Annotated in this window: 19 protein-coding genes and 1 tRNA gene; 7 read left to right on the plus strand and 13 right to left on the minus strand. The window is 70.9% G+C overall.

Annotation, left to right across the window (positions count from 1 at the left end):
* Positions 1–129: 129 nt before the first annotated feature.
* Entirely contained in the window at positions 130–3,585 is a 3,456-nt protein-coding gene (locus AB6V31_RS14060) for a bifunctional proline dehydrogenase/L-glutamate gamma-semialdehyde dehydrogenase (RefSeq protein WP_369366365.1), read from the minus strand.
* Positions 3,586–3,684: 99 nt separating this feature from the next.
* Here AB6V31_RS14060 and AB6V31_RS14065 point away from each other — a divergent pair, with 99 nt between their 5' ends.
* The gene (locus tag AB6V31_RS14065) at positions 3,685–4,572 is read left to right on the plus strand and encodes a LysR family transcriptional regulator (RefSeq protein ID WP_369366368.1); all 888 of its coding nucleotides are present in this window, start codon (positions 3,685–3,687) and stop codon (positions 4,570–4,572) included.
* A gap of 9 nt (positions 4,573–4,581) precedes the next feature.
* On the opposite strand, the gene aztD is transcribed toward AB6V31_RS14065, so the two are convergent.
* Genes aztD through aztB form a run of 4 tightly spaced genes read right to left on the minus strand, consistent with a single transcriptional unit; the run spans position 4,582 to position 8,818 of the window.
* Positions 4,582–5,784 carry a zinc metallochaperone AztD gene (aztD, locus tag AB6V31_RS14070; protein WP_369366370.1) on the minus strand — a complete coding sequence of 401 codons (1,203 nt, stop codon included), beginning with the start codon at positions 5,782–5,784 and terminating at the stop codon, positions 4,582–4,584.
* Between the two features lie 32 nt (positions 5,785–5,816).
* Positions 5,817–6,716, minus strand: coding sequence for a zinc ABC transporter substrate-binding protein AztC (aztC, locus tag AB6V31_RS14075; RefSeq protein ID WP_369366372.1), 900 nt, complete (start codon positions 6,714–6,716; stop codon positions 5,817–5,819).
* Position 6,717: 1 nt separating this feature from the next.
* Entirely contained in the window at positions 6,718–7,932 is a 1,215-nt protein-coding gene (locus tag AB6V31_RS14080; protein WP_056223917.1) for a hypothetical protein, read from the minus strand.
* Between the two features lie 31 nt (positions 7,933–7,963).
* Complete coding sequence (gene aztB / locus AB6V31_RS14085) at positions 7,964–8,818, minus strand: zinc ABC transporter permease AztB (protein ID WP_369366374.1); 855 nt, start codon at positions 8,816–8,818, stop codon at positions 7,964–7,966.
* Between the two features lie 56 nt (positions 8,819–8,874).
* On the opposite strand from aztB, the gene aztA reads away from it, so the two are divergent.
* Positions 8,875–9,525: a zinc ABC transporter ATP-binding protein AztA gene (gene aztA, locus AB6V31_RS14090; protein WP_369366376.1), complete on the plus strand. Its 651-nt coding sequence runs from the start codon at positions 8,875–8,877 to the stop codon at positions 9,523–9,525.
* Here aztA and AB6V31_RS14095 read toward each other — a convergent pair.
* Positions 9,497–9,925, minus strand: coding sequence for a MarR family winged helix-turn-helix transcriptional regulator (locus AB6V31_RS14095; RefSeq protein WP_082450257.1), 429 nt, complete (start codon positions 9,923–9,925; stop codon positions 9,497–9,499). The two genes, aztA and AB6V31_RS14095, sit on opposite strands and share 29 nt — an antisense overlap.
* Before the next feature lie 142 nt (positions 9,926–10,067).
* Here AB6V31_RS14095 and AB6V31_RS14100 point away from each other — a divergent pair, with 142 nt between their 5' ends.
* Positions 10,068–10,439, plus strand: a complete 372-nt coding sequence (locus tag AB6V31_RS14100) for a hypothetical protein (protein ID WP_369366378.1) — start codon at positions 10,068–10,070, stop codon at positions 10,437–10,439.
* 91 nt (positions 10,440–10,530) lie between these two features.
* On the plus strand, positions 10,531–10,878 hold the full coding sequence (locus AB6V31_RS14105) for a hypothetical protein (protein WP_056223927.1): 348 nt from the start codon (positions 10,531–10,533) through the stop codon (positions 10,876–10,878).
* Between the two features lie 56 nt (positions 10,879–10,934).
* Here AB6V31_RS14105 and AB6V31_RS14110 read toward each other — a convergent pair.
* From AB6V31_RS14110 to AB6V31_RS14120, 3 genes are all read right to left on the minus strand, one after another.
* Positions 10,935–11,019 (minus strand) — tRNA-Tyr (locus tag AB6V31_RS14110).
* A gap of 91 nt (positions 11,020–11,110) precedes the next feature.
* The gene (locus AB6V31_RS14115; RefSeq protein ID WP_369366381.1) at positions 11,111–11,992 is read right to left on the minus strand and encodes a PfkB family carbohydrate kinase; all 882 of its coding nucleotides are present in this window, start codon (positions 11,990–11,992) and stop codon (positions 11,111–11,113) included.
* The gene (locus AB6V31_RS14120; protein WP_369366383.1) at positions 11,989–12,489 is read right to left on the minus strand and encodes an FBP domain-containing protein; all 501 of its coding nucleotides are present in this window, start codon (positions 12,487–12,489) and stop codon (positions 11,989–11,991) included. The genes AB6V31_RS14115 and AB6V31_RS14120 overlap by 4 nt, the downstream gene beginning before the upstream one ends.
* An 86-nt stretch (positions 12,490–12,575) precedes the next feature.
* On the opposite strand from AB6V31_RS14120, the gene AB6V31_RS14125 reads away from it, so the two are divergent.
* From AB6V31_RS14125 to AB6V31_RS14135, 3 genes are all read left to right on the plus strand, one after another.
* The gene (locus AB6V31_RS14125; protein WP_056223933.1) at positions 12,576–13,064 is read left to right on the plus strand and encodes a YajQ family cyclic di-GMP-binding protein; all 489 of its coding nucleotides are present in this window, start codon (positions 12,576–12,578) and stop codon (positions 13,062–13,064) included.
* Between the two features lie 374 nt (positions 13,065–13,438).
* Positions 13,439–14,080 (plus strand): dihydrofolate reductase family protein, encoded by a 642-nt coding sequence (locus AB6V31_RS14130; protein ID WP_369366385.1) that lies wholly within the window; start codon positions 13,439–13,441, stop codon positions 14,078–14,080.
* A gap of 14 nt (positions 14,081–14,094) precedes the next feature.
* On the plus strand, positions 14,095–14,232 hold the full coding sequence (locus AB6V31_RS14135) for a hypothetical protein (RefSeq protein WP_186316699.1): 138 nt from the start codon (positions 14,095–14,097) through the stop codon (positions 14,230–14,232).
* 9 nt (positions 14,233–14,241) lie between these two features.
* Here the strand turns inward: AB6V31_RS14135 and arr are convergent, their stop codons facing one another.
* From arr to AB6V31_RS14155, 4 genes are read right to left on the minus strand one after another with little or no spacing between them, the layout of a single operon-like run.
* Entirely contained in the window at positions 14,242–14,649 is a 408-nt protein-coding gene (arr, locus tag AB6V31_RS14140) for an NAD(+)--rifampin ADP-ribosyltransferase (protein ID WP_369366387.1), read from the minus strand.
* Positions 14,650–14,662: 13 nt separating this feature from the next.
* The gene (locus tag AB6V31_RS14145) at positions 14,663–14,803 is read right to left on the minus strand and encodes a hypothetical protein (protein ID WP_279366214.1); all 141 of its coding nucleotides are present in this window, start codon (positions 14,801–14,803) and stop codon (positions 14,663–14,665) included.
* A 47-nt stretch (positions 14,804–14,850) separates the two neighbouring features.
* Positions 14,851–16,548, minus strand: coding sequence for an AMP-binding protein (locus tag AB6V31_RS14150; RefSeq protein WP_369366389.1), 1,698 nt, complete (start codon positions 16,546–16,548; stop codon positions 14,851–14,853).
* Positions 16,549–16,568: 20 nt separating this feature from the next.
* Positions 16,569–17,531 (minus strand): alpha/beta hydrolase, encoded by a 963-nt coding sequence (locus tag AB6V31_RS14155; RefSeq protein WP_369366391.1) that lies wholly within the window; start codon positions 17,529–17,531, stop codon positions 16,569–16,571.
* Between the last annotated feature and the right edge of the window lie 61 nt (positions 17,532–17,592).

Consider the following 17,592-nt stretch of genomic DNA (forward strand, 5'->3'; position numbering starts at 1 on the left):
GAGGCTCCGCGACGCGCCCCGATCCGCGTACCCGCGGGCGGTGCGGTCAGCGGGGTACCGTGACTCCCGCACATCGGCGGGACGACGAAGGGCGGGGCCGTCACACGATGGCCCCGCCCTTCTCCGTTCTCAGCCGACCAGCGGCGGCACCTCGTACCGTCGCGGGGTGCCGAAGCGATGCGCCGTGATCGAGACGGCCTGCTCGCGCAGGAACGGCAGCAGTTCGACGTGCCCGGCACGGGTGACCTCGCCCGCGTACACGGCCACCGAGGGCGAACCGTTCGTCGCCTCGGCCACCGCAACGGGCGACCCGCCGAGCAGGCGAATGCGGCCGCCGGTGCGGGCGAGGCGCGCCGCGCGGCGACCCCAGTCCGCGCCGTCTTCGACCGAGGCCCGAACTCTCACACCCTCGAGCCAGGCGCGCACGGCCGGCGAGAGCTCGCGCGCCGAGCTGACCGTCACCGTCGAGCGGGCGCGGACGCCCGCCGCGACCACGCGCACCAGCGCGGCCTCGGAGGCGTCTTCGAGGCGCACGGTCACGGGCACCGCGGCGTAGCGCAGCACGTTCTGCTCCGACTCCAGGCCGGTCACGTCGCGGGCCAGCGCGAACTCCTCGGCCCACGCGGCGGCGTCGCTCGAGAGGGCGGATGCCACCCACTCGCGGTCGGCGGCGGGCACGGCGGCCAGCGCCGGGGCGGCGAGGGCGTCGGGCGTGCGGGGCGCCGAGGTCTCGGCATCCGCCCACTCTCCGAACCCGAACAGGTAGTGCGGTCCGCCGGCCTTGGTGCCCGCGCCGACGGCCGACTTCTTCCACCCTCCGAACGGCTGGCGCTGCACGATCGCGCCGGTGGTGCCGCGGTTGACGTAGACGTTTCCGGCCTCGATGCGCGAGAGCCACTGCTGGATCTCGGCCTCGTCGAGCGCGTGCAGGCCCGAGGTGAGGCCGTACTCGATGGCGTTGACGATCTCGATCGCCTCGTCGAGGGTCTCGGCGGTCATGATGCCGAGCACGGGGCCGAAGTACTCGGTGCGGTGGAACTCGCTGCCGGGCTGCACGCCCTCGCGGATGCCGGGACGCCAGAGCGATCCCTCGTCGTCGAGGCGCTTCGGCTCGACCACCCAGCGCTGGCCGGGCTCGAGGCTCGTCAGGGCCTTCAGCAGCTTGCCGGTGGCGGGCTCGATGAGGGGTCCGACGCGCGAAGCCTCGTCCCACGGCAAGCCGACCTCGAGAGAGGTGACGGCGTCGACGAGCTGGTCGCGGAAGCGACGCGAGCGCGCGACCGATCCGACGAGCACGACGAGGGATGCCGCGGAGCACTTCTGTCCCGCGTGGCCGAAGGCCGACATCGCGACGTCCTTGGCCGCGAGGTCGAGGTCCGCGCTGGGGGTGACGATCACGGCGTTCTTGCCGCTCGTCTCGGCCAGCAGCGGCAGATCGGGGCGGAACGAGCGGAACAGCTCGGCCGTCTCGTACGCGCCGGTGAGCACGACCCGCTCGACGGCGGGGTGGGTGAGCAGCTGCCGACCGAGGTCGTTCTCCGACACCTGCACGAGCTTCAGCACCTCGCGCGGAACGCCGGCCTCCCACAGCGCCTCGACCATGACGGCGCCCGAGCGCTCGGCGAGGCCCGCGGGCTTGATGACCACGGCTGAGCCCGCCGCGAGCGCGGCGAGAGTGGAGCCCGCGGGGATCGCGACGGGGAAGTTCCACGGCGGGGTGACCACGGTCACACCGACCGGGGTGAAGGTCGCGCCGTCGACGGTCTCGAGCGTGCGCGCCTGCTCGGCGTAGTAGTGGGCGAAGTCGATCGCCTCCGACACTTCGGGGTCGCTCTGCTCGATGACCTTGCCGCACTCGGCGCCCATGACCTCGAGCAGGTCGGCGCGGCGCTTCTCGAGGGCGTCGCCCGCGCGGTGCAGGATCTCGGCGCGACCGGCGGCCCCGAGCGCGCGCCACGACGCGGCGGCGTCCGCCGCATCCTGGATCACCGCGTTCAGCGCGGTCTCGTCGGTGACCGTGTGGTCGGCGATGGTCTGCGCGCCGAGGGTCGACTCCTCCATGCGCGCGACGATCGCCCGCGACCAGTCGCGGTTCGCCGCGATCGCCGGGTCGGAGTCGGGGGTGTTGCGGAAACCGTGGGTCGGCGCGGGCGCCGCGGGAGCGGTGCGGTCCTGCACGCGGTTGGACGCTGGCACGCCCGAGGGCATGTCGGCGAGCGAGGCGAGGAAGCGGTCGCGCTCGCGCGAGAACAGCGCCTCGTGGGTGTCGAGGTCGAACACCGCCGACATGAAGTTCTCGCTCGACGCGCCCTCTTCGAGGCGGCGGATCAGGTAGGCGATCGCGACGTCGAACTCCTGCGGGTGCACCACGGGGGTGTACAGCAGGATCGAGCCGACCGTGCGACGCACGACGGCCTGCTGCGCGGTCGCCATGCCGAGGAGCATCTCGACGTCGATGCCGCCGGTGACGCCGCGCCGCTCGGCGAGCAGCCACGCGAGGGCGACGTCGAAGAGGTTGTGCCCGGCGACGCCGATGCGCACGTTCGCGGTGTGCTCGGGGCGCAGCGCGTAGTCGAGTACGGCCTTGTACGAGGCGTCGGTCGCCTGCTTCGAGGGCCAGGTGGCGAGCGGCCAGTCGTGCACATCGGCATCCACCCGCTCCATCGGCAGGTTCGCGCCCTTGACCACGCGCACCTTGATGTGGGCTCCCCCGGATGCCACCCGCGCGGCGGTCCATTCCTGCAGGCGGATCATCGCGGCCAGCGCATCGGGCAGGTAGGCCTGCAGCACGATGCCGGCCTCGACGCCGTGGAACTCGGGCTCGCCCAACAGCGTCTCGAAGACGGCGAGGGTGAGGTCGAGGTCCTTGAACTCCTCCATGTCGAGGTTCAGGAACGTGCCCGTCTCCTTGGCCACCCGGTACAGGGGGCGAAGGGCGGCGACCGCGTCGGCGACGGCGGCATCGAAGGCCCACGGCGTGTGCGGGGCGACGGTGGACGACACCTTGATCGAGACGTAGTCGACGTCGTCGCGCGAGAGCAGCTTGCGGGTGCCGGCCAGGCGCCGCGCGGCCTCCTTCTTGCCGAGGATCGCCTCGCCGAGCAGGTTCACGTTGAGGCGGATGCCGTCTCCCCGACCCCGGATCGAGGTGATCGCCTCGCCGAGCTTGCGGTCGGTGGCGTCGACGATGAGGTGGCGCACCATCGAGCGCAGCGCCGTGCGGGCGGCGGGCACGACGACCTGCGGGAGGATCGGCGCAGCGAAGGCGCCGAGGCGGATCGCGGCCTTCAGGTGCAGTGGAAGGAAGCCCGGGATGAGCGGGGTGAGCGCGGCGAGGTTGCGCGCGGCGACGCGCACGTCTTCGGGACGCACGACGCCGTCGACGAAGCCGACGGTGAAGTCGAGGCCGTGCGGGTCGCGGAGCACCCCGGCAAGGCGCTGGGCGGCGGCGTCGACGGGCTCGTCGCGGCTCTCGGCGAGCCAGCGGCGCACGAGGGCGATCGCCTCGTCGGCGAGCTCGTGGGGAGAGACGAGTGCGGCGGGGGTGGTGCCGGACGTGGTGTCGGGGACATCGGTGAGCGACATGGCGATCCTTCCTCGGATGCTCTCAGCATGGGGCTCGCATACGTTCGAGAAAAGCGATGATTCCTGACGCATACTCTTCGATAGACCCGAAGGGATGCCATGTTCGATCTGCGCCGTCTGCGCCTGCTGCACGAGCTGTCGGTGCGGGGCACCCTCGCCGCCGTCGCCGAGGCGCTCGCGTACAGTCCGTCGACCATCTCGCAGCAGCTCGCGCTGCTCGAGAAGGAGGCGGGAGTCCCCCTGCTGGAACCCGACGGCCGCCGCGTGCGCCTCACCGCGCAGGGCGCTGCGCTCGCCGCCCACGCGGCCCGAATGCTCGCCGCCGACGAGGCCGCGCGCGCGGAGCTCGAGCGCATGCGGCCCTCCCTCGCCCCGGTGCGTCTGGCCGTGATGCAGTCCGCCGCGCACGGCCTGCTCCCCCGCGCCCTCGACGCCCTCGCTGAGAGCGAGCCGCAGCTGCGCGTCGAGGTCGCCGAGCTCGCTCCCGAGGAGGGGCTGTTCGAGGTCGCCGCGCGCGGCTTCGACCTCGCTGTGGCCGAGCAGTACCCCGGTCACACGCGCGAGCACCGCGAGGGCCTCGAGCGCGGTCTCCTGGGGCGCGACGCCATCCGTCTCGCCGTCTCGCGAGACGATCCCGCTCAGTACCTCGAAGACCTCCGCGAGCGCGCGTGGGTGATGGAACCGGTGGGCACGGCCGCCCGCCAGTGGGCCACCCAACAGTGTCGGGCCGCCGGGTTCGAGCCCGACGTGAGGTTCGAGATGGCCGACCTCACCGCGCAGGCCCGGCTCGTGGCATCCGGTCACGCCGTCGGCATGATCCCCGACCTCGTCTTCGCGGGTGAGGCCCCGCCCGTGCGGCTCGTCGGGCTTCCCGGCCAGCCGCGGCGCGAGGTGTTCACGGCGGTGCGCCGCGGAACGGCCGACCGCCCCGGTGTACGCGCCGTGCGCGCGGCACTGCAGGTGGCGTACGACCGGGGCGGTCGGTAGGGGCGGCGCTTACTTCGTCAGCGCGATCTCGTTCGGGGTCTGCTCGAGCGTCACGCTCTTCACGACCTGGCCGGTGGTGAGGTCGACCGCGTGCACGGCGTTCTTCGCCGGCTCGGTCACGTAGGCGAGGTCACCCGAGACCTTGATGGCGGGGTGGGCGTCCTGCCATTCGGCCGGCCCCTCCCACGCGTCGATCACGGGGAACGCGTCGGTGAACTGCCCGGTCGCGGGGTCGAGCACGTGGATCGCGCCATCGGATGCCAGAACGTAGGCGAGGTCGCCCGGACCCCGGGCCACGTCGCGGAAGGTGTACTCGGCCCCTTCGGGCATATCGACCACGCGCTGGGTCTTCGCCTCGGTGTCGATCAGCGCGAGGCGGTGGAGCAGGTAGCCCTCGGCATCACGGTCGTCCTTGTAGTCGCCCACGATGAGCGCGCTGTTCTCGCTCACGTACGCGTTGCCCATGCGGCCGTACGGCTGGTCGGGGGCGGTCAGCTTGGTGAAGGTGCCCTCGTCGTAGACCAGAGCGCCGTTCTCGCAGCCGAAGACGACGACCTCGTCCTTCGCCGTGCCTTCGCCGTGCACGCCGGGGCAGTCGTCGCTCTCGGCGAGGGTGGCACCGGAGGCGTCCTTCGCCACCACGCCGTTGCGGCCGTCGGCGTTGCCGACCGTGGTGAGGAAGGTGCCGTCCTCGAGCACGATCGAGACGCCGTGGTGCGCCTCGACGCCCGGAACCGTCCGAACCTCGGGAAGGGAGTCGGTGGATGCCAAGAGGGCATCGGTGTCGAAGATCGTCGAGTCGCTCGTGCCGTCGGCGTAGAGAACCGTCGTCCCACCGTGCGTGACCACGTGACCGGGCTTGGACGCCGGGAACACGAGGTCGGTGAGCTCGGGGTCGGCGGCCGGGGTCCCGGCATCCAGAACCTGGAATCCCGTGCTCGTGGTCACCATGACGTGGCGACCGTCGCCGGCCGAGTTCAGGCGAGTGAACTCCTCGGACGAGAGATCGCCCAGGGTCTCGAGGCTCTGACCGTCGAGCACCAGGATGCCGCCGGGGTACGACAGGGCGACGCGGGTGGCGGTGTCGGTCGCGGGGCTCGACGTCGGGGCCGCCGACCCGGGGCCGGTTCCGCCGGCGCACGCCGACAGGGTGACGGTGGCGCCGATCGCGAGGGCGACCAGGCCCGCGCGGGGGAGGGAGAAGCTGCGCATTCGTGTCTCTTTCTGGGGTGGGGTGGGTCTCGTCAGGGTGAGAGCCCGGTGGCGATGCGCTGCGTGTTCACGCGCATCATGGTCAGGTAGTCGGGGGCGTCACCGCTCGCGTCGGTCAGCGATTCGGTGAACAGCTCGGTCACCTCGACGTGGCGGTCGGCCTCGTCGGCGAGGGCGCGGACGAGGCGGTCGGGAGACGACGACTCGGCGAAGATCGTCGGCACCTTCGCCTCGTCGATGGCCGAGACGAGGTCGGCGAGGTCGCTCGTGCTCGGGGCGGCGAGGGTGGTGCCGCCGGGGATCACGGCCCCGATGAGGCGGAAGTCGAAGCGAGCGGCGAGGTAGCCGAACACGTGGTGGTTGGTGACCAGCGCCCGGCGTTCGGCGGGAATTGCGGCGAAGGCCGCGGTCATGTCGGCGTCGAGCTGCTCGAGCTGCGCGCGGTAGGCGGCCGATCGCTCGGCGACCGCGGCCCCGCCGAGCTTCTCGAGCTCCGGGGTGAGGCGGTCGACGACGGCGATCATCTGCGCGGGGTCGGTCCAGAAGTGCGGATCGTCCGCCCCGTCGGCGGCGGCCGAGGTGTAGGGCAGCACGGTGACGGCGTCACCGGCGACCATCGTGCTCACGCCGTCGGCGGCCGCGGCGTCGAGGTGGTGCTGCAGGCCCTCTTCGAGGCCCAGACCGTTCGCGACCAGCAGGTCCGCCGAGCGCATACGCGCGGCCTCCGCGGCCGAGATCTCGAACGAGTGCGGGTCGGTGCCCGGGCGCATCAGAGTCATCACGTCGACGTCATCGCCGACGAGATTCGACACCACGTCGCCCAGGATGTTCGTGGTCACCACGACCAGAGGGCGGTCGGATGCCGCGCTGCCGGCGCACCCGGTCAGGCACAGCAGGGCTGCCGCGGCGAGGGCGGCGAGGGTACGGCGCATGTCAGCGTCCCGTCTCTGCGAAGAAGAGCGGCGAGCGCTCGGGGGTGAACTCGCGCGCGATGCGCGCGCCGTCGGCGAAATCGATCTCCCACAACCGGCCCTCGGCGGGCCCGTTGAGGTACGCGCGCTGTTGGTCGGCGACGAGTGTCACGGGAAGCCCCGCGGCGAGACTCTCCGAGACGAGGGGGACGGATGCCGCGCGCACCGCGCCGCTGTCGCCGTCCAGCGTGAGCGCCCGGCCACCGGCGCTCAGCGCCAGGACGTTCGCGGTCTTGTCGTCGACGGCGGTGACCTGAACGAGCGGCTCGGGCGCGGGAAGAAGGGTCCACGTGCGCGCGCGAGTGTCCAGGATCCAGATCCCGACGTCTCCGGCGAGAGCTGCGACGCGGGGTCGCCCCTCGCGGTTGTGGAAAGCCGTCGCCCGCGGCGCGGTGGTGCCCGGCGGGTACGGGACGACCTCGACGACCGGCTGATCGCCCTCGACGCTCGCAAGGACGGCGCCGTCGCGGCATCCGATCACCGCTCCGACGCGGGTCGTGATCGTACCCGCCGGGTCGATGCACGGCGTCGTCGGGCCGAGCGGGGCGCCGTCGGCCGCGCGCAGCGACACCTCTCCCCCGGCGGCGACCGCCGCGAAGGAACCGACCGGGGCGACGAGACCCGCACCCGCTGTCGTCGTCATGCGGAACTTCTCGACGACCTCGCCCTTCGACAGCGCTTCGGTATCGAGCAGAACCGCCTCGCCGGAGCCCGGGAAGAACACGCCCGTACCCCCCGAGGTCGACGAGTTGGATGTCGCGATCGTGGCGACGCCCTCCCCCGCGACCTCATCGAGCACGCGCGCGGGCGCCCGGTAGTAGTGGAAGTGGTCGACGTGGTCCCAGGTCCACACCCCGCTGTCGACGATCGAGACACCGTCGTCGTCGGCCGAGAAGAGGTAGCGACCGTCGGAGTGCACCGCGGCGGGCGCGCGGACGACCCCCAGCTCGGCCGTGGTCTCGTCGAGCAGGTCGAGGTGCGAGACGCGGCCGCCTGCGTCGATGGAGGTCAGACCGAGCGCGGGCTCCGCCACTTCCGCGGCGCCGTCGATCCGACCGTGCGCGTCGGATTCGGGGGCGGCTGTCGAGGCGGACGGCGCTGGCGGGGCGGCGCAGCCGGCCAGAGCGAGCAGGAGGAGGACGCCGACGGGCGCGAGGCGGCGGGAGGAATGAGACATGGGGGCTTTCCAGGTGGAGCGGGACAGGGAGTCAGGCGGGCGCGGGCGGGGCCGCGAAGGGGCGGCTGCGCACCTCGTTCGTCGCCCGGCGCAGGAGCCACGAGACGCCGGCGGCCGCGATCGCGGTGGCGGCGATCGTCGCCCCGGCTGCCGTCGCCGCGTGCCACGACGCGACGAGACCGACGGCGACGGCGAGAGCGCCGATGGCGGCGGCGAGCACCATGGTCGAGGGGATGCGCTCGGTCCATTGCCGCGCGGCCACGGCCGGGGCGACGAGCAGGCCCACGACGAGCAGCGAACCGACGGCCTGGTACGACGCGACGACCGCGAGGGTCACGAGGCCCACGAGCACCGTCTGCGCCACGCGCGGACGGAGGCCGAGGACGCGCGCGACACGCTCGTCGATCGCGAGGGCGATGAGGGAGCGGTGCGCCAGGGCTGCGGCGGCGATCCCCAGGGCGACCGCGACGGCGAGCACGATGAGGTCGGCGGCGGTGACCGCCAGGATGTCGCCGAACAGGATGGCCGTGGCATCCGTCGCGAAGCTCCCCGCGTGCGAGATGACGATCACCCCGAGTGCGAGCATGCCGACGAAGAGCAACCCGATGCTCGTGTCGTACGACACCTTCGCGCGGCGCTGCAGAACGCCGATGCCGAGGCTCATCACGACGGCGCTGACCGCCGCACCCGCCAGCACGGGGAGCCCCAGCACCGTGGCCAGTGCCACGCCGGGGAGCATGCCGTGGGCCAGCGCCTCGCCCAGGAAGGCCATCCCCCGCACGATCACCCACGTGCCGGCCACCGCGCACAGCACGGCGACGAGCACGCCGCCCAGAAGGGCGCGCTGCACGAAGACGAGCGAGAAGGGATCGAGGAGCCAGGACACGATGTCCGACCGTAGCGTTAACTGAGAACGGTTATCAAACTCATATGATGGATGCCATGACGACATGTGCCCTGCGCGCTCGCGGTCTCCGCGTCGAATTCCCCGGGGTCGTCGCGCTCGACGACGTCGACCTCGACATCCCCGACGCGGCCCTCACCGTGATTGTCGGCCCCAACGGCGCGGGGAAGTCGACGCTGCTCGAGGCGCTCGCCGGCGCCCGCCCGCCGGCATCCGGCTCACTCGAGGTCGATGGTCGATCGCGCGCCTTCGTGCCGCAGCGTGCCGCCGTCGCGGAACACCTCCCCCTCACCGTCCGCGACGTCGTCACCGTCGGAGCCTGGGGCCGCCTCCGCGCCTCTCGGCGCCTCACGCGCGCGCACCGGGACTCCGTGGATCACGCGATGCGAAGACTCGACGTGGCACCCCTCGCGCGGCATCCGTTCTCGTCCCTCTCGGGCGGGCAACGGCAGCGTGCGCTCCTCGCGCAGGGACTCGCCCGTGCAGCGGACATCCTTCTGCTCGACGAACCGACCACGGGTCTCGACGCGGCGAGCGCCGAGCTCAATCGCGCCGCGATCAGCAGCGAGATCTCACGCGGGGCAGCCGTGGTGTGCGTCAGTCACGACGAGCGGTTGATCGACGAGGCGGACCACGTGATCCGCATCGAGGCCGGTCGCCTCAGGCCCGCGAGCGAACGCGTTCGGTGATCCGGCGCAGCAGCGCCGCGGCGGCCTCCGCCACCTCGCGCGACTCCAGGCCCACCGCCGCCTCGACCTCGGTCGGGAACCGGCGCAGCGCGCTCCAGGGCTCGGCGTCGAGGTCGACCTCGAGGTAGATGTGGTTGACGCGACGATCCGCGGCGTCGAGTTCGCGGCGCAGCAGCCCACGACCGATGAGCCGGTCGACGAGGGTCGTGACCCCTGCGGGGGTCACACCGAGGCGCGAGCGCAGATGCGAGGGTCGAATGCCGGGCTCGTCGCAAATGCAGCACAGAGCGGCCGCTTCGAGCTCGCTGACGCCGAGATCGGATCGCGCCTTCGCTGCCATCTCGTCACGCGCTCCGACGTACTCGTCCAGCGCCAGGGTCAACGCAGAGGACTGTGTCATTTCCGCCACCTCCTCCTCGCGGCCCGGCCGGCCACATCTCCACCATAGTGAACATCTCAAATATTTTGCGAAATTAATTAATTTCGCGAAATACGTGCTACCTTAGTGATCAGCCCGTCGACCCCAAGCGAAGGAGATCGCCATGGCCACGTTGTTCTACGGATCCGACACGGACCCCATTGTTCTGCCCGATCGCCTGATGGGGTACATCAAAGTCATCACCTCGACCAAACTGCGGCGCGGAGAATCCTTCACGCTGACCTGGACGGGAACCGCCGACGAGGCCGGCCGTTCCACCATCTGGCTGCAGCCGTCCATTCCCCTGCGATTCGTCTTCGACGCAGTCGAGCCCGAGCAGCTCGCGGGCGACTACCTGCGCTCGCTCGCCGATCAGGCGAACGCCGCGTCGGGCCTGGTCATCGACGCCCGCACGTGGGAGGCCGCCGAAGGGGCGAGCCACGCCGCCGCGGCCCGCACGACCCGCACCGCCGGTCGCCCCGTCCGCGCCGCCTGATACCACCTTCCGCACGATCGATCCAGCCCCGCTCCGCACCCGTCATACTGTTCGGGCGCGTCACATTCGCGCGAATGGATCGGAGAGGCCCGTGCCGGTACGAACGCTGCTCGACAAGTCGCTGCTCGAAGCATGGCTCACCGAATTCCGTGAGCTCGGCTACCTCACCGGCAGCGACATCCGCGTCCTCGATCAAGAGGATGACGCCGACCCCGACACCGGGCTCATCGTCGTCGACCTCAGCGAGGCCAAAACCATCACCTACCTCCAGCCCATCACGGGCGGCGACGGCAGCTGGAAGGCGACGATGGAGGCGCGCGACGCCACCATCGAGCTCGGCGCGGTCGCCCTGGTCAACCTCGGCAACGAGGTCAACGTGCTCGGCGCGCTCGTCGCCTTCCTCGAGACGAAGTCGAAGGCGCTCCTGGCGAAGAGCTGAGTCCGGCCCGCGCCGGGAACGAGAAAAGGGCACCCGATCCGGGTGCCCTTTCTTCGTGGTGGCGAGTGAGGGATTCGAACCCCCGAATGCAATGCAGTCTGATTTACAGTCAGATCCCTTTGGCCGCTTGGGTAACTCGCCAGGTGCGCACCCGTCCGGCTTTAGCAGTCGACCGGAGGCGCGATAGACCACTCTACTATCCCCCGGGGGATGCTCGAAACCATCGACGCCCTCACTCGGGCGTACGCAGCAGAGCACCCTCGTGGCGACAGGTCGCGGCAGCGACATCCATGGCGCGCGCGAGCACGGCATCCCACTCCTCCGCGTCCGCGGGGAGTCGGTCTCGGACGAGCGCGGCGGTGGTGGCGAGCACGGCGTCGCCGCCGCCCATCGTGTCGACGATGCGCCCGGGAAGATCGGAGATCCCTCGCGAGACGGTCGTCTCCCCCGCGTCGATCACTGCCCCGCCGGCGCCGTAGGTCGCGAGCACGGCCCCCACGCCGAGGCCCCCGAGCTTCGTGCGGAGCTCGTCGAGCGGCGTCCCGTAGAGCAGCTGCGCGTCGTCCTCACCGACCTTCACGAGCAGGGCGCCGGACGCCGCTTTCTCGAACCCGCGCACGAACTCGGCCCGATCGCGGAGCATTCCGCTGCGCGGGTTCGGGTCGATCGCGAGCGGGGTCGAGGCGGATGCCGTGGCCTCGATGAGCAGGTCGGTCTGCTGAGCGTCGTCGAAGGGGAAACAGCTGACCACGACCATGGGGGCGTCGGCGATCGCCACACGCTCGGCGTTACCGTAGGCGACGCGACGGTTCTGGGCGGCCTCGTTGAAGACGTAGACGGGCTCACCCTGCGGCGAGCGCGTGCTCACGGCGCGCGACGACCCGTGCTCCGCGGGGCTAGCGAGCAGGTCGACATCGTGCTCGTCGAGGAAGGCGCGGATCTGCTCCCCCGCGTCGTCGTCTCCGACCATGGCGATGAGGGATGCCGGCACCCCCAGCCGAGAGAGACCCACGGCCGCATTCAGTCCCGCTCCTCCGACGAACTCGCGGACACCGGCCTCGTCGCGGATCTCGTCGATCAGCGCGTCGCCGATGACGACGACCCGACCGGTCACCGCGACACCTCGGCGGCGTCGAGCACGCGGGAGACGAAGTCTTCGGTGCGGCGCTTGGTGCCGTCGATCTTGCGGTCGACGCTCGCGCGGATCTCGCTCGGAGCGAGCGGGGCGGCCAGGCGCACCGTCTCGTGACACGACATGTCGGCGCAGATGTAAGTGCCCACGGTGTCGCCGTGCTCGCCCGCGGTGCCCGCTTTGCGGGCGGTGAACAGCGACACCTGATCGCCCGGCTGCATCGTGTGGCAGAGGTTGCACATCGCCGACCGCGCGCGGGACTGACCCTCGGCCGCGCGCAGCACGATCGCGGTGGGCTCTCCGTCCCGCTCGGTGACGATGTAGCCGCGACCGCGGGTACGCGGGTCGCGCCACGCCAAGAAGTCGAGGTGGTCCCAGTCGGTCAGCAGGAAATCGTGCGGGAGCTCGACCACTCGCAGCTCGTCGGGGGCGGCGTTCACGAACGCCGCCCGCACCTCTTCTTCGGTGAGTGCTCGCATGGCATCCGAGTCTACGAGCGCGCCGCTCCTGCGGGGCCGCCCGCGATCCTCGGGCGCTCCGGCGCATCCCCCGGTAGATTTGAACCATGGCTGATTCTTCGTTCGACATCGTCTCCAAGATCGACCGGCAGGAAGCCGACAACGCGCTCAACCAGGCGCACAAAGAGGTAGAGCAGCGCTACGACTTCAAGGGCACCGACGCGTCCATCGCTTGGAGCGGCGATTCGATCGTCATCAAGGCGAACTCCGAGGAGCGCGCCAACGCCGTGCTCGACGTCTTCCAGACCAAGTTGATCAAGCGCGGTATCTCGCTGAAGAGCCTCGAGACGGGCGAGCCCGTGCAGAGCGGCAAGGAGTACCGCATCACCTCCACCCTCAAAGAGGGCATCTCGCAGGAGAACGCCAAGAAGGTGAACAAGATCATCCGCGACGAGGGCCCCAAGGGCGTCAAGTCGCAGATCCAGGGCGACGAATTGCGCGTGCAGTCGAAGTCGCGCGACGACCTGCAGGAAGTGCAGCGCCTGCTCAAGGCGGCCGACCTCGACGTCGACCTGCAGTTCACGAACTACCGCTGACCCTCGGGTGGTCGTCTCTCCGCCTCAACGCTCCCCCATCTGCTTGCACCATATGCTGTGGGGGCCGGATTGTCGCTTGCGGGGGCAATGTTCGGTGCGGTGGGCCTCTGGGTCGGAGCGCAGTTCGCGTCCCAGCCGCAGATCGAAGGGTTGCCCGCGGTCAGCGCGTGGATGGTCGGGGTGATGTGCGCGGCGGCGGGAATAGTCGGTGCGGCTCTGACTCTGGGCTACTCCTCCCGTGTCACGGCTACACGACACCGTCGAGCACTCGCGCGGGCCGCGGCCGGTGTAGCACTTGGGGCATCCGTCGCGGTTGTGCTCACCTACATCATCGCGCCTTTCCTCTGAGGGGCAGCCTGCGAGAGACTGCTCCCATGGCCGTCCGAGTCGATCTGAACATCTCGCTCGATGGCGTGGCGATGCCCGCCGACCCCACGCCCGAGAATCCCATGGGTGAGGACTGGGGCCGGCTCGTCGCCGACTACATGGCGACGAAGACCTTCCGCGAGCGCGTCTTCCGCGACACCTCCGGAGCGGGCACGACCGGCGTGGACGACCGATACACGGCCGCGTACTTCGAGGGCATCGGCGCCGAGGTGATGGGCGCGGCGATGTTCGGTCTGCACTCCTTTCCCGACGATCCGGACTGGCGCGGCTGGTGGGGTGACGAACCACCGTTCGAGGTGCCGGTGATCGTGCTCACGCACCGCGAGCGCGAACCCCTCTCCTTCGCCAACGGCACCCGGTTCGAGTTCTCGTCGGAGAGCATCGCGGATGCCGTGGCCCGGGCAACCGATCTCGCGAACGGCGCCGACGTGCGGGTCGGCGGTGGCCTGTCGACGGTGCGGTCCGCGCTGGCCGCGGGTCTCGTCGACCGTCTGCACGTGGCCGTCCGCCCCGTGATCCTCGGCCGCGGCGGCCGCCTCTGGGACGACCTGCGCAACCTCGACGAGGACTACACCGTCACCTCGGAGGTCGCCGAGTCCGGTGTCGTGCACGTGACCTTCGCACGGTGAGCGCGGAGAGCCCGATGGAACAGCCCCTCAGCCCGCTCACGTGCCCGACGTGCGGCGACCCCCTGCGCTTCGAGATCCTCGACGACGAGCGGTTCCTCGTCGCGTGGTCGTGCGTGAACTGCGGGCTCATCCGCACGACCGAGCCGGTGTGAGCAGACCCCTCAGTTGATGATCTCGGCGTTCTCGTCGCGCATCTCGGCGAGGCGGTGCCGCCACCAGGCGAGGATCTCCGGCGTCAGCCGGGTCCAGTCGTCGCGCTCGGCGACGATGCGCAGCGGAGCCGCGGAGCGGAACGAACGCGTCGGATTGCCGGGGAACTTCTTGTCGGTCACGTTCGGGTCGTCTTCGAACGATCCCGTCGGCTCGACCTCGTAGACGCGCGGCGGGGCCTCGCCCGGAATGATCTCTGCGGCGAGACCCGCGCCGTCGAGGCGCGAGGTGAAGTAGACGTGGTTCATCGTCACCTCGGGGCGGTAGTTCGACCGGAACCCGGGCGTCAGCAGATCGCCCACCCGCAGGTCGGCCTTCGTACCGTGGAAGAACGGTCCGTCGTCGAGCGGTTCAGCCATGCAGACGAGTGTGTCAGCCCTCGATGCCGTTGATCATCTGGGTGATCTCGCGCTCGGTCTCGCGACCGAGGTTGCGCTCCTCCATCCGCGAGGGCATGTCGCTGTCGTCATCGACGGAAGGGTTCTCGAACGGCTGCTTCTGATCCTTTTCCATGCATCGATGCTCACACGCGACGACGGACGCCGCGAGGGGCTTGCGCGTCAGCGATCGCCCCGCAGCGCGGCATCCGTCCACTCGACGCAGTCGATCTCTCCGCGGAACACCGCCTCTTCGCGCTGGCGCAGTTCGACGCGGCGGATCTTGCCCGAGATTGTCTTGGGCAGCTCGAAGAACTCGACGCGGCGCACCCGCTGGAACGGGGCGAGCCGCTCGCGCGCGAAGCGCAGGATGTCGAGGGCGACCTCTTCGCCCGCCTCGTGCCCGCCGGCGAGCACGATGTAGGCCTTCGGCACCGCGAGGCGCAGCTCGTCGGGTGCGGGCACGACCGCGGCCTCCATGACCGCCGGATGCTCGATCAGCACGCTCTCGAGCTCGAACGGGCTGATCTTGTAGTCCGAAGCCTTGAAGACGTCATCGGTGCGGCCGATGTAGGTGATGCTGCCCGTCTCATCGCGCCGCGCCACATCGCCGGTGTGGAAGAGCCCGTCGGCGAACGCCTCGGCGTTGCGCCCGGGGTCGCCCACGTACCCCGTCATGAGGTTGACGGGCCGCTCGGTGAGGTCGATGCAGATCTCGCCCTCGTCGGCGCGCTCGCCCGTCACCGGGTCGACGAGCACGACCGGGCACCCGGGCAGGGGCCGCCCCATCGAGCCCGGAACGAGGTCGGCGCCCGGGGTGTTGGCGACGACCGCGGTCATCTCGGTCTGCCCGTACCCGTCGCGGATGTCGAGGCCCCACGCGCGCTGCACCGAGGCGATGACCTCGGGATTGAGCGGCTCACCCGCCGACACGACCTCGCGCAGCGACCCGCGGCGCCCGGTCAGATCGGCCTGGATGAGCATGCGCCACACCGTCGGCGGCGCGCAGAAGGTCGTCACGCGGTCGTTCTCGAGCTCGATGAGCAGGCGCTCCGCCGAGAAGCGCGAATAGTTCAGGGCGAGCACTGTCGCCCCGGCGATCCACGGCGCGAAGAACAGGCTCCACGCGTGCTTGGCCCACCCGGGCGAGCTGATCGCGAGGTGCACGTCGCCGGGCTGCAGCCCCAGCCAGTACATCGTGCTGAGGTGACCGACCGGGTACGACGAGTGCGTGTGCTCGACGAGCTTGGGCTTCGAGGTCGTCCCTGAGGTGAAGTACAGCAGCAGGCGCTCGTCGGCAGTGGTCCCCGGATGCCGAGCGGGCTCCGCCTCGACGGCGAAGGCGTCCGAGTAGGTCGCCCATCCCGTGTGCTCGCCACCGACGACGATGCGACCGAGACCCTCGGGCAGGTCGTCGAACTTGGCGGCATCCGCCGCTCCGACGACGACGTGGCGGATCTCGGCGCGCTCGATGCGGTCGGCGAGGTCGACCGAGCCGAGCGCCGTGGTTGTCGGGGCGATGACGCCGCCGAGCTTCATGATGCCGAGCATGGCTTCCCACAGCTCCACCTGGTTGTCGAGCATGAGCAGCACGGTCTCGCCGCGGCGGACGCCCCGCGTCTCGAGCCACGCGGCGACCTGGTCGGAGCGCCGCGCGAGCTCGTCGAACGTGCGCTCGTGGTGCGTTCCGTCATCGTCGACGACGATCAGCGCCGTGCCGTCGTTGCCGCGGGCCATCGGGTCGAACCAGTCGATCGCCCAGTTGAACGCCCCCTCGAAGCTCGGCCAGACGAAGTCCGCGGCGGCGGCGGGATCGGTGCGGACGGCGAAAAGGTGGTCACGGGCGGCGCGGTAGCGCTCGGTCGCGGCGGTGGGGGTCATGGAGCTCCTTCGAACGCGTTCTACGCTAGACCTCTCGTCCAGGCCGCGAGTGCGTCGAAGGCCCGAGCCCTGGCATCCGGGGCGGATAAGAACACGTCGTGCAGCGCCCCATCGATCCGGGCGATGGTGACGGTTCGCGCGATGCGGGTCGCCGAACGGGCGATGTCGTCGACCACGAGCACCGAGTCGGTCTCGCGCATCGCGTCGTTCCAGGTGAGTGCCGGCGTGGACCTCGCCGACAGCAGCACAAGCGCCGGGCAGCCGACGTCGACTCCGGATGCCACCCGCGCGTGCCCCGCGATGATCGCCGCGAGCCACCCGGGGTGGGTCGGAAACCCCTGCGGCGGTCGCCAGCCCTCGGGGCTGTCGGGCAGAGTGCCCAGATCGCGTTGCGCCCGCGTGTAGAAGCCGAGGTCAACCACCGGATGCGTGCCGAGGGGGTCGAAGCGGGCGCGCGCGTTGACGATCGGCGCCAGGGCCTGACGTCCGAGCGGACCGAGCTGCAGTTCGAGCCACGGGCTGTTCAGCACGAGGGCGTCGGCGACGCCGGGATGCCGCGCGGCCCAGAGCGTGAGGGTGAGTCCCCCCGTGCTGTGGCCGAGCAGAAGCAGGCGTCGGTTCTCTCGTTTCGTGGCCATGGCGTCGAGGGCCGCCCCGATGTCGGCGTCGTAGACGTCGAGGGCTGCGATGTATCCCGGAGCCTGCCCGGGCCGCAGACTCCGGCCGTACTTGCGCAGGTCGAGGGCGTAGAAGCGCGCCCCGCGGTCGGCGAAAAAGCGCGCGAGGTCGGTCTGGAAGAAGTAGTCCGACCAGCCGTGCACGTAGAGGACGTCGGTGTCGCGCAGGTCGCCGAAGAGGCGCGCGCCGGGGTGCGGTCGGGAGCGGACCAGCGTCGCGACGACCTCGCCCTCGGCGTCGTCGCCGAGAGGCAGCGTCTGCTGCTCGAACCCGTCGCCGAGGACGTCCGGTCGCCACTCCCCCATCGCCCCAGCCTACGACGGGCGTTTTCGCGAAGAGCCGCCCGCGTCGCGATGACGGGGCGGC

The sequence above is a fragment of the Microbacterium sp. 16-032 genome, assembly GCF_041079455.1.
GTDB classification, from domain to species: Bacteria; Actinomycetota; Actinomycetes; order Actinomycetales; family Microbacteriaceae; genus Microbacterium; species Microbacterium testaceum_A.